Annotated in this window: 10 protein-coding genes; 6 read left to right on the top strand and 4 right to left on the bottom strand. The window is 45.2% G+C overall.

All coding sequences use genetic code 11. The features are described 5' to 3' along the window. The first annotated feature begins 23 nt into the window (after positions 1–23). From BS636_RS06585 to thrC, 3 genes are all read left to right on the top strand, one after another. Positions 24–839, top strand: a complete 816-nt coding sequence (locus tag BS636_RS06585; protein ID WP_099338062.1) for a DsbC family protein — start codon at positions 24–26, stop codon at positions 837–839. A 127-nt stretch (positions 840–966) separates the two neighbouring features. After that, the gene (locus BS636_RS06580; RefSeq protein WP_099338061.1) at positions 967–2271 is read left to right on the top strand and encodes a homoserine dehydrogenase; all 1305 of its coding nucleotides are present in this window, start codon (positions 967–969) and stop codon (positions 2269–2271) included. 57 nt (positions 2272–2328) lie between these two features. After that, positions 2329–3468, top strand: coding sequence for a threonine synthase (gene thrC / locus BS636_RS06575; protein WP_099338060.1), 1140 nt, complete (start codon positions 2329–2331; stop codon positions 3466–3468). 67 nt (positions 3469–3535) lie between these two features. On the opposite strand, the gene BS636_RS06570 is transcribed toward thrC, so the two are convergent. After that, complete coding sequence (locus tag BS636_RS06570) at positions 3536–4591, bottom strand: serine hydrolase (protein ID WP_150128994.1); 1056 nt, start codon at positions 4589–4591, stop codon at positions 3536–3538. Between the two features lie 221 nt (positions 4592–4812). On the opposite strand from BS636_RS06570, the gene BS636_RS06565 reads away from it, so the two are divergent. The 3 genes from BS636_RS06565 to BS636_RS06555 are packed head-to-tail and all read left to right on the top strand — an operon-like array spanning position 4813 to position 8506. Next, complete coding sequence (locus tag BS636_RS06565) at positions 4813–5448, top strand: response regulator (protein ID WP_004896390.1); 636 nt, start codon at positions 4813–4815, stop codon at positions 5446–5448. 49 nt (positions 5449–5497) lie between these two features. Then, the gene (locus BS636_RS06560) at positions 5498–7063 is read left to right on the top strand and encodes a sensor histidine kinase (protein WP_099338058.1); all 1566 of its coding nucleotides are present in this window, start codon (positions 5498–5500) and stop codon (positions 7061–7063) included. A gap of 21 nt (positions 7064–7084) precedes the next feature. Beyond that, entirely contained in the window at positions 7085–8506 is a 1422-nt protein-coding gene (locus BS636_RS06555) for a sigma-54-dependent transcriptional regulator (RefSeq protein ID WP_416202911.1), read from the top strand. A gap of 25 nt (positions 8507–8531) precedes the next feature. Here the strand turns inward: BS636_RS06555 and BS636_RS06550 are convergent, their stop codons facing one another. The 3 genes from BS636_RS06550 to lptG all read right to left on the bottom strand — a co-directional run bounded on the left by BS636_RS06550 (position 8532) and on the right by lptG (position 12471). Continuing rightward, positions 8532–9704, bottom strand: coding sequence for a S41 family peptidase (locus tag BS636_RS06550; RefSeq protein WP_099338056.1), 1173 nt, complete (start codon positions 9702–9704; stop codon positions 8532–8534). A gap of 21 nt (positions 9705–9725) precedes the next feature. Next, complete coding sequence (gpmI, locus tag BS636_RS06545; protein ID WP_099338055.1) at positions 9726–11276, bottom strand: 2,3-bisphosphoglycerate-independent phosphoglycerate mutase; 1551 nt, start codon at positions 11274–11276, stop codon at positions 9726–9728. 124 nt (positions 11277–11400) lie between these two features. Next, on the bottom strand, positions 11401–12471 hold the full coding sequence (lptG, locus tag BS636_RS06540; RefSeq protein ID WP_099338054.1) for an LPS export ABC transporter permease LptG: 1071 nt from the start codon (positions 12469–12471) through the stop codon (positions 11401–11403).

The following is a 12471-nucleotide window of genomic DNA, read 5'->3' as shown; positions in this document are numbered from 1 at the left end:
TCTAAGAACAAAAAGGGTTATCCATGACATTTGCCCGCTCCAGCCTCTTTATCGCGTGTATGCTTGCTGCAGGTTTTAGCCTTACTGCTTGCTCCAACTCTAATCAAAACGATAAAAAGTCCGATACTTTAACTGCAAGTGCACCAGCGACGGGTGAAGCGTCTACTGTATCAGAACGTAATGCCCAGCAACGTCTGATCTCAACGCTAGAAGGTCATTTCAAAAAAGCTGGGATTAAAGCAAAAATCACAGATATAAAAACTACTGAAGTACCGAATCTGTTCTGGGTGAGTCTGGAAGGCATGTCTTCTGTCTATGCCACCAGTGATGGTAAATACATTATTCAGGGTGATGTGATCCGTCTGGGCGACAAGCAGCTGCACAATGTCAGTGAAACTCTGCAATCCGATGTGAATAAAAAAATCTTTGCAGCACTAAAAGCTGAAGATCTGCTGATTTACCCAGCCAAAGGCAACAAAGCCAAGCATGTGATCTATGTATTTACCGATGTCAGCTGTCCGTACTGCCATAAATTCCATGAACAGATGGATGAAATGAATGCTAAAGGCATTGAAGTTCGCTATATCGCATGGCCACGTGGCGAACAACATATGCCAGCCATGGAAGCGATCTGGTGTAATTCAGACCGCCGTGCTGCTTTCGATACCGCGATTGCCGGTGGATCAATTACGCCAGCGACCTGCAAAAATCCTGTGAAAGATCAATATCAAATGGGCCTGAACATCGGCGTAAATGGTACACCTGGTGTCTACAGTTCAGAAGGCGTTTACCTCGGTGGTTATATGTCAACCTCTGAACTTTTAGACCGCCTTAAATAACTCATTTTAATGAGTTATTTAACTTTATCTTATACGTAAAGATATTCTGAGATCGCCCTAGAGTCAGCGCGTTTTTTTAGCTATGATCTAGGCTCTCGTAAAAAACTGTTTATATTTGGAGTGTGACGTGAAACCAGTTCGTCTGGCAATCCTCGGTCTTGGTACTGTGGGTGGTGGTGCCCTTAAACTATTAAAAGAAAATGCTGCTGAGATTAAACGTCGCACCGGTCGTGAAATTCAAATTACTTATGTGGGTACCCGTCGTCCACGTCCAGATCTAGAACTCGATGACAGCATCAAGCAAAGCGCGGATCTGCTCGATATCGTACGTCAGCCAGATGTGGATGTTGTGGTTGAAGTGATGGGTGGCATCCATCCTGCTTATGAAGTCATTAAAGAAGCCATTCTGCATGGCAAACAAATCGTAACTGCGAACAAAGCCTTGCTCGCTGAACACGGAAATGAATTGTTCAAACTTGCTGATGACAACGCTGTGCAAATTGCTTACGAGGCAGCGGTGGCAGGTGGCATCCCAATTATTAAAGTGATGCGTGAAGGTCTGGCAGCCAACAAAATTGATTGGCTTGCGGGTATTATTAACGGTACAGGTAACTTCATCCTGACTGAAATGCGTGATAAAGGTCGTGCCTTTGAAGATGTACTCAAAGAAGCACAAGAACTGGGTTATGCAGAAGCAGATCCAACTTTTGACGTTGAAGGTATTGATGCCGCACATAAACTGACGTTGCTTGCTTCTATTGCATTTGGTATTCCACTACAGTTTGACAAAGTCTTTACTGAAGGCATCAGCAAAATTACTGCACAAGATGTACGATATGCTGAAGATCTTGGTTTCCGTATCAAGCACCTGGGTATTGCCCGTCGTGCTGAAACCGGTATCGAACTTCGTGTTCACCCTACTCTGATTCCTGAAGAACAGCTGATTGCCAATGTTAACGGCGTTAAAAATGCTGTTCTGGTTCAAGCCAATGCCGTTGGCCCTACACTGTACTACGGCGCAGGCGCCGGTGCTGGCCCTACAGCTTCTGCAGTGGTTGCAGATGTGGTGGACATCGTTCGTGACATCTCTTATACCGAAGATGGTGCAGGTACGATTCCACAACTGGCTTTTGAAAGCTTAAGTGACTTACCAATCCTGCCACGCGAAGAAATGACTACGGGTTACTACATCCGTATCAATGCTGAAGATCAAACTGGCGTGCTGGCGGAAGTAACCTCTATTCTGAGCCGTAATGGCATCAGCATAGATGCCATCCTGCAGCAGTCTCGCCTTAAAGACCTTATTCCTATCGTGATCCTGACTGATCCAGTTAAGGAAGCGAAAATGGATGAAGCGTTAAAGCAAATTCAAGCTCTTCCTGTTATTCATGGCGAAATTGTACGAATTCGTTTAGAATCGCTTGATAATTAATCGGGTTGGGGGGAGTATTTCCCCTCGCCAAGCTCTACACACAATTGGAACATCATCATGTCGAATGCCAATCGTTATACTGGTTTAGTTGACCGCTATCGCGACCGTTTACCAGTGTCTGCAACTACTAAAGCCGTTTCTCTGGGCGAAGGTAACACTCCACTGATTAAGCTTGCGAATATTCCGCGCATTATTGGCAAAAATGTTGAAATTTATGTGAAGTACGAGGGCTTAAACCCGACTGGTTCATTTAAAGACCGTGGTATGACCATGGCGGTAACAAAAGCAGTTGAAGAAGGCTCTAAAGCGATTATCTGTGCATCTACAGGTAATACTTCTGCAGCTGCAGCTGCTTATGCTGCGCGTGCTGGCATCAAAGCGTTTGTTTTAATCCCAGAAGGCAAAATTGCCATGGGTAAAATGGCGCAAGCAATGATGTATGGCGCGATCACCATGCAAATCCGCGGTAACTTCGATGACGGTATGCGTCTGGTGAAAGAAATCGCTGATAAAGCGCCAGTAACCATCGTAAACTCAATCAACCCGTACCGTTTGCAAGGTCAAAAAACCATTGCTTACGAAATCGTGGACGAGTTAGGTCGTGCACCGGATTATCACTGCCTACCAGTCGGTAACGCAGGTAACATCACTGCTCACTGGATGGGTTATACCGAAGCTGTGGCGAATCAGCCTGCTGATCAATTCGAGCAAGTGGTGTATGACGCTGCAACTGATGCTTTCACTGGTCCTAAACCTGAAGGCCTTCCTACAATGGTGGGTTACCAGGCTGCTGGCGCTGCACCATTCCTACGTGGTGCACCAGTAGAAAATCCTGAAACTGTGGCAACTGCAATCCGTATTGGTAACCCACAAAGCTGGAACCATGCCAAAGCGGTTGTTCGCGACTCTAAAGGTTGGTTTGACGAACTTCAAGATTCTGAAATCCTGGAAGCACAACGTCTTCTTTCTATGTACGAAGGTGTATTCGTAGAACCTGCTTCTGCAGCGTCTATCGGTGGCGCGATTCGTGACATTAAAGCAGGCAAGATTGCTGAAGGTTCTGTGATTGTATGTACTGTAACTGGTAATGGCCTGAAAGACCCGGATACTGCCATCAAACAATGTTCTGATGCTGTGATGCTGTCTATCGATGCAACATTGGATCAAGTACGCGATTCTATTCTTTCTAATATGTAAGATATCGAATCAAAAAAGCCCTGCATTTGCAGGGCTTTTTTATAACTAAAATATCTAGGTCAGAAGCTTAAACACGTTGTTTCGGCAAACTCGATACCCAAGTCATCAAGCGGGTTGCATCATTGGTACGTGCAGCCGATGAATCAGCGCCCAGCAATACCACCACCACTGGACGGTTATTCAGTGTGGTATGCATGACCACACAGCGCCCTGCTTCATTAATAAAACCGGTTTTAGAAATATTGATATTCCAACCCCCATTACGCACTAGCGCATTGGTATTATTCGATTTCAACACACGGTAGCCCAAGTTAAAGTCATAACTTGCAGTAGTTGAAAACTGACGGATCAAGCCATATTGTGAAGCGGTATTCACTAGAATCCCGAGGTCACGTGCAGATGACTTATTACCAGGATGCAGACCAGTCGATTCCATATAATGGGTAGAATTCATACCGAGTGCTTTGGCTTTGGCATTCATTTTTGCAATAAAAGCTGCTCGGCCACCTGGATAGGTACGTGCCAATGCTGCTGCAGCCGGGTTTTCGGATTTCATCAACGCAAATAATAAGGCTTCTGCACGATTCATCGTATCGCCGACACGCAAGGTCGAGCTCGAGCTCTTACAACCTGCACATGAAAAATCACCCTGTTGGAGTGTGATTTTTTCATTCATATTTAAACGTGCATCAGAAATCACCACAGCGGTCATCAGTTTGGTAATTGACGCAATCGGTACAGCGGTATTGCTGTTTTTGCTATACAGCACCTCACCAGTCTGGGCATCCATCACCAACGCTGAACGTGCATTGACAGATGGCTGTGTACCATAGGTCTTGGTGTCCAGAATCTGTACGGTTTTGGCAGGTTCTTGTACTGCTTGACCATTAGAGCTACGAATGCTGGTCGTTACCGTGGTTGAACCAAGTGGAGAAGGCTCATCATCGGCATCGGATCCATCACTCAAAAACTGGTTGGCCTGTTCAGAAGACCAGCTCAGACTAGACTGAGGGGCCGCTGCTGACGAATTCATGATAATTTCAGCAAAACTCGTCGTCGTACTCATGCTGACTGCCATCGACAGACCCAGTACATGCATCAAAGACTTATGTGTTTTCTTCACTATTCCTTCACCCAACTTACGAGGTAAGATTGATTTGCGTATTACCTCTAATATGGCTTACATTACATTTACCACAATGCAGAACAATTATTGACCTCTACACTATGTGATACAGTTTCAATATGACCTGACAATAGGATTGCTAATTTTGTAGTTTCATTGCAAGCTTATTTTGTGTTGTGTAACAAAAAAAATGATTTTTCATCCGAGGGAGAGTATACGTGATCACAGTTTTAGTTGTAGATGACCATGAATTGGTGCGTACTGGCATCTGTAGAATGCTTGAAGACCACACTGATGTTCAGGTTATTGGACAAGCTGAATCTGGTGAAGAAGCGATTACTCTGGTGCGTCAGCATCATCCGAATGTGGTTCTTCTCGATGTCAATATGCCGGGTATCGGTGGTGTAGAAACTACACGTCGTTTATTACAGACTGCACCCGATACCAAAGTCGTTGCTGTCAGTGGCCTAGCTGAAGAACCTTATCCTTCCTTATTGCTTAAAGCCGGCGCCAAAGGCTATATCACCAAGGGGGCACCCGTGACCGAGATGGTACGTGCCATTAATAAGGTGATGCAGGGCGGTAAATATTTCAGTGCAGATATTGCTGAACAGTTGGCAAGTTCCTATCTGTCTGACACCCAGCAATCCCCATTTGATTCGCTGTCTGAACGGGAAATGCAGGTCGCCATGATGGTGGTGAACTGTATCAGCGCCCAAGAAATTGCCGATAAACTGTTTGTCAGTGTCAAAACCGTTAATACCTACCGTTATCGAATCTTTGAAAAACTCAATATCGACAGTGATGTGAAACTGACTCATCTGGCAATGCGCTATGGTCTAATAAAGCCTTAATTGTTTCGTGCCTTCTATTTAAAAAAACTTAAAAAACAAAAAAGGTTTTATGTCGCAGCAATCTTCTTATTCAGAGCTTAATCAATACCTGCTGGGCACCTGGTATGCGGCATACCGCCTGATCATCAGTACTGGATTACTGCTGATTTTTCTGCTCACTTATCCTGAGCACAGCATCGATTTAGAATATCCCAAGCTGTATCATTATGTGCTGAGCTGTTTTATTGCCATTGCGCTGGTACAGCTCTTTGTTCTGAAATATTTTAAGAAATTTGTGCAGAAGCAGCTGACCGGTATTTTTATTGTCGATGTCTGTGCACTCAGTCTGCTGACCTTGGCCACAAATGGCACCAATCTGCAGCTGAGCATGCTGTTCGTGATTACCATATTTGCTGCCTCAATCCTGTTGAATGCGCAAAAAGCGTTGGTAATTACCCTAATCGCTGTAATTAGCGTAATTTACCAGCATTTCATCACCAGTCTGCTTACTCTTTCCTCTTTAGGAAATATTGGTAATAGTGCAATTCTCGCCTTTATGTTTTTTGTGGTTTATGGCATCGGGCAGATTGCGGTACGACGCTTCCAGATCCTGGAGAATGTCAATTTTTCTCAGTCGATGGAACTATATCGGCTGCAGAATATTAACCGCTATATTCTGGAACAGATTGAAACCGGCTATCTGGTGCTGGATGAAAATTGCCATGTGGTGCTGAGCAATCCAGCTGCCTGTCACCTGCTCGGCATCCAGCAAATGTATGCGCATGACAAGTTTCCACTATATCAGTCACAACCAGACCTGTTTGAGCTGATCCGCTTTGAAAATCTGGAAAATGGTGAGCGTTTCCAGTTTGAATCGCAGCAAAGCCGCTTCAATATTCATGTCCAGGTGCAAAAACTGATTGTGCCGCATCAGACGCTGATGCTACTGGTATTACAGGATGCACGAAAAATCAATCAAGAAGTACAGCAACTCAAATTAGCCGCACTGGGGCAGCTATCAGCCAGTATTGCACATGAAATCCGCAATCCGCTGGCTGCCATTGTGCAGGCCAATGACCTGTTACCCGGTTCTGAACAGGAACAGCAGCAAGTCCTGCATGGCATGATCAGCAAACAGGCCACCCGAATTAACCGGATTATTGAAGACACGCTGAATATGGTGAAAAATAAAGAAACTCACCCGGTGCCTATTCAGCTAAATGAATTTATTCCGCAATGTATTCATGAGGACTTGGCAGATATTGCTGAGCAGATTAAGCTGAATATTGATATGCGACTGGATATCCAGTTTGATGAAGCGCAACTACGTCAAGTATTAGTTAATTTATTACGTAATGCCGTGCGGCATAACGATCCAGCCGTAGGCTATGTAGAATTAAAAGTTCATCCTTATGAACATAAGGTCTGGATTGATATCCGGGATTTTGGTCAGGGCATTGCACCTGCCGATCAGAGCCTGCTGTTCAAGCCATTTTTCAGTACCTCCATCAATGGTACTGGGCTAGGGCTTTATTTATCACACAGTTTCTGTGAGGCCAACCAGGCCCAGCTGAACTATATACAACAAGAACAGGGCGCCTGCTTTCGGATTAGCTGCCAGCGCATCACTGTTTAATTTTTAAATTTAAGGGGAAAGATTGTGGAACAACAACCACTGGTACTGTTGGTCGATGATGAAGAGGATCTCTGCACACTGATGCAGATGTCACTGATGCGTATGGGAATCCGCACGCATATCGCCCACCGTCTGGAGGATGCCAAAAAACGTCTAGCAGATTATCAGTATGATGCCTGTCTGACCGACCTGAATCTGCCTGATGGTAATGGCTTGCAGTTACTGGAGTTTATCAGTGAACATCATCCTTCCCTACCGGTCGCTGTCTTAACTGCCTATGGCAATATGGATATTGCCATTGCTGCACTCAAAGCAGGTGCCTTTGATTTTGTCAGCAAGCCAATCAATCAGAAACATCTGGAACAGTTACTACAAAAGGCACTGAATAAGCCTGTTGATTACCAATCCAGTCAGCAAGATACCCTAGAATATAAAATGCTGATTGGCCAATCCAAGCCGATTCAGCAGCTGCGCACAACCTTACATAAAATTGCCCGCTCCCAAGCCCCCGTGTTTATTACCGGTGAATCTGGTACGGGTAAGGAAGTGGTGGCGAATCTGGTCCATCGCCTGAGTAACCGTAGTGAAGGTCCCTTTATTGCCATTAACTGTGGTGCTATTCCAGCTGAACTGATGGAAAGTGAGCTGTTCGGGCATAAGAAAGGCAGTTTTACTGGTGCAACGCAGGACAAACAGGGTCTAATCCAGTCTGCACATGGTGGCAGCCTATTCTTGGATGAAATTGCTGAACTACCACTGAGTATGCAGGTGAAACTGCTACGCGCAGTACAGGAAAAACGGATTCGTCCACTGGGGTCAGATACAGAAATTGATGTCGATTTTCGTGTGATCAGTGCCAGTCATCAGGATCTGGAAGCACAGGTCCAGCAAGGGAAATTCCGTCAGGATCTGTTCTTCCGGATTCATGTCATGGATCTGGTACTGCCACCACTGCGTGAGCGTGGTCATGATATTCTACTGCTGGCTGAACACTTCATTCAGAAGATTTGTCAGGAATGGCAAATTCCAGTGAAACGCCTGACTGAACGTAGTAAGGAGCAGTTACTGGCTCAATACTATCCTGGGAATGTCCGTGAACTGCGTAATATCATTGAACGGGCGATTACTCTTAGCGATGAAGATATGATTGATATTCAGCATCTGCAAACGGCACCTTTACGTCAGAGTTTCATAACTTCAGAAATTACATCCAATTCAGTTCCCGAATCAAATCATAATACTGACACTTTTATGGTGCCGAAAAAACTGCCTGAAGAAGGGCTTGAACTGTATATCGAGAAGATCGAGAAAGAAATTTTGCTGAATGCCCTGAATCAGACCCATTGGAACCGGACTTTAGCTGCAAAAAAACTCGGCATGTCTTTCCGCTCACTACGTTATCGTCTGAAGAAATTTGGGCTCGATACCGATGAAGAAGAATAAAAAATAAGGGGGCGATGCCCCTTCATTATTTTTGTAAAAGCAATAATTCAGTGACGTGATCCAGATAACTTTCTTCCCTCATCTCAACTCCAAGTGGATAGCTGAGATGTGGCTGCACACCAAAGCCTTCAATACGCTGACCGCTCGGGCTGAAATATTGGGATACAGTCATCTGTAAGGCAGCACCATTGCTTAAAGGAAACAGTTTCTGCACTACACCTTTACCATAGCTCTTTTCACCCACGACCCAGGCACGTTTATGCTCCTTCAAGGCAGCGGTAAAGACTTCGGCTGCGGAGGCAGAACGGTTATTGATCAAGATGCCGATCTTCAAATTCTGAAATTCAAAGCCTGGTAATGCCTGAAACTGCTGGTCGCCTTCTGTCCGGCTTTTGGTCGAAACAATAATACCTTGGTTCAGGAATAGATCTGCTGATTCAACGGCTGCAGAGAGCAGGCCGCCCGGATTATTACGCAGGTCAAATAGCACCGCTTTTAAACGTGAGCCAGAATAACTCTCAATAATCCGTTTGATCTCATTAGCCGTATCCTGCTGAAAGACTTTGACCTGTAATACCAGCACCTGATTATGATGCAGCTGAGACCTGATTTCGGTCTCCACCTTGGTATTACGTACCAGATTAAACACCTGACTTTGTGGTGATAGCTGTATACTCAAGGTAGAACCAATAGCTCCACTGAGTAACTGACGGACCTGTTCATGATTGAGTGAACTCAGCTCCTGATCATCAATTTTGAATACAGTCACCCCATTACGCAGACCTTGCCGAGCTGAGTCAGCATCGTTACTTAAACCCTGAATCACCCACTGTTTAAGTTGCGGATTATATTTCAGGTCAAAGTCGATACTGGCCAAGACACCTTCAGTGTACTGACGTAGCTGTTTGAAGTCTTCTGGAGAAAGATAACGGGAATAGCGGTCTAAGCCGCCGACCAGGCCACGAATTGCCTGTTGGAATAATGCATCGTCATTTTTATCTTGAATATAATTCTCTTTGACAATGCCATAAATCTGCACGAATTCCTGAATCGAGGAGACAGGAATTTCGCTATAGGTTTGCTGGTCCATGACCATATCATCGAATGCTGGACCCTGAGGCCCAGCACTCCATGCTGAATGGCTCAAACACATCAGTAAGCTCGTGAATACAACTGACTTCCGCTGTGATCTTGCCATTCTTTGTCCTATTAATATTTTTTATGAAGCGTTCAGTTCAATTAAGTTACGGCCTTGCATTTCTACCGGAACCGGAAGCTGCATTAGGCTCAACAGCGTTGGTGCCACATCCGCCAGTACCCCACCATCCGCAATCGTTGCAGAAGTTGGGCCGACATAAATAAACGGAACCAATTCAGTGGTATGTTGAGTATGTACCTGACCACTTTGATAATCCTGCATCTGCTCAACATTACCATGGTCTGCAGTAATAATCATATGGCCTTTTTGCGCCATTACTGCTTCATAAACACGGCCTAAGCAAGTATCTACCGCTTCAACTGCTTTTACTGCTGCATCAAATACGCCAGTATGGCCAACCATGTCACCATTGGCATAGTTCACAACTAACAGGTCAAACTCACCTGAGTTAATCGCTGCTACCAGCTCATCAGTTACTTCGTATGCACTCATTTCTGGTTTTAGATCATAAGTCGCCACATTTGGAGATGGAATCAGGATACGTTTTTCACCTGGATATTCATCTTCACGGCCGCCACTAAAGAAGAAGGTCACGTGTGCATATTTTTCAGTTTCAGCAATACGCAACTGGGTTTTACCCAAGCCTGACAAGTATTCACCAATCGAGTTCACCAGTGTTTCTGGCATATACGCCACAGGTGCATCAATTGTTGCCTGGTAACGAGTCAACATGACATATTTCGCCAGATTTGGCACAACTTTACGTTCAAAACCTGCAAAGTCTTTTTCAACAAAAGCACGAGTCAGTTCACGCGCACGGTCTGCACGGAAGTTCATGAATACAACACTGTCGCCATCCTGAATCGCAGCAGCTTCACCGATACGGGTTGCTTTTACGAATTCATCCGACTCATCTGCTGCATAAGCCTGTTCCAGACCTTCAACTGCAGTCGCTGCAGTACGTACCGCTTCGCCTTCAGTCAATAAACGATACGCCTGTTCAACACGATCCCAACGATTGTCACGATCCATGGCAAAGTAACGACCAATCATGGTTGCGATACGGCCCTGGCCTGGATATTGAGCAAAAACAGCATCTAATTTTTCTAATGAAGGCTGTGCACTTTTCGGTGGTGTATCACGACCATCTAGGAAAGCATGCAGATAAACTTTAGCACCACGTTTTAGCGCCAGTTCAGCCATCGCAACGATGTGATCTTCGTGTGAATGCACACCGCCTTCAGACAATAGGCCCATGATGTGTACGGCACCATTGCCTGCTTTGGCTTTTTCTACGGCATCTACCAATACTTCATGATTAAAGAAATCGCCTGTGCGGATATCTTTGGTAATACGGGTGAAATCTTGGTATAGCACGCGGCCAGCACCCAAGTTCATGTGACCAACTTCAGAGTTCCCCATCTGACCGTCAGGCAGACCAACATCTTCACCCGAACCAGAGATCAAACCATGCGGATGCTTTTCCTGCATAGCAGTTAAATGAGGTCGTTTAGCCGCTAAAAACGCATTGTCTTCGACCGCTTCGCGATGACCCACACCATCCATAATTACCAATACGTGAGGGATTTTGCCAGCAGTTGCATCCGTCATAATGAATACTCTTGTTCGTTTACGAATTAATCATTCTATTTTAACTAATTTTGCAGCGAGAGACCATGACCGTGCCATGGTTTAAGCCTTTCACTGCGATTGATTTCTTCTATTTTCTTGTAGCTTAACGTGCGCGATGCAATAGATAACCACCAATTGCAAACATGATGATAATTGGTATAAACACAAACCATGCTGGCGACGGCGCATAGACTAAGCTTGCATAACCGAGAAAATCCTGCAGGTAGAAGAAGCCTAAACCTGCAAATAGTGCAATCACCAGACGGAAGCCCATCGATTGCTGACGGAGTGGTCCAAAAATAAAGGAACAGGCAATGACTACTAATGCAATCAGAGCAAATGGTGAGCCAACTTTCTGCCAGAAAGCGAGTTCATAGGTCTTTGGCACCTGGCTATATTCATGCATATAGCTCATGAAGCTCACTAACTGACTTGGTGACAGATCTTCCGGGTCAATGGTCACCATATGCACATATTTCGGTTGCAAGGCTAAAGCCAGTGGCTGTTCAGCATGTGGCGTTAGCGTGGCATTACCATTCTGCAGAATATTTATTTCCTGGGTATTCTGTAAACTCCATGCACCATCTTTGACGAAATCACCCTGCTCGGCTTTTAACGTACCACGCAGACGATAATCTTCATCAAAGTCCAGCATCTGTACATACTTCAATTCGCCTTTGGCATTGGCATAATCAATATAGATAAAACGCTGGCCTTCACGGGTCCAGTAACCTTTCACTTCACCAATTTTCACTGGCTTGTTATAACTTTTGACTGCTTTGGCCTGTTCATTGGTATATGGAATCACCCATTCGCTTAAAGCAAAGGATAAAACCACTAGCAGCAATGCTGAACGGATCACCCAGCCGACAATACGCCATAGGCTAACCCCCACCGAACGCATGACAATCAGCTCACTATTGGATGCCAATGTTCCTAGGCCAAGGACCGCACCAATCAGTGCGGAGATCGGTAAAATTTCATAAAGATAATTAGGAGCGCCCCACAGCACATATTTCAGTGCCTGCCAGGCGCCATAGCCTTCTTTTAAGGAACCCAGTTCACCCAGATAAGTAAATAATACCTGTAATCCGGCCAGTACTAGCGTTGCACCCAACATGGCAAGTGCAGTAGTTCCGGTCACATGTTTTGCAACGATACGACGTGCCAGCAT

The organism is Acinetobacter sp. LoGeW2-3, assembly GCF_002688565.1.
Classification (GTDB): Bacteria; Pseudomonadota; Gammaproteobacteria; order Pseudomonadales; family Moraxellaceae; genus Acinetobacter.
The sequence above is the reverse complement of the archived record's forward strand: the minus strand, read 5'-3'. Positions and strand labels throughout refer to the sequence as shown.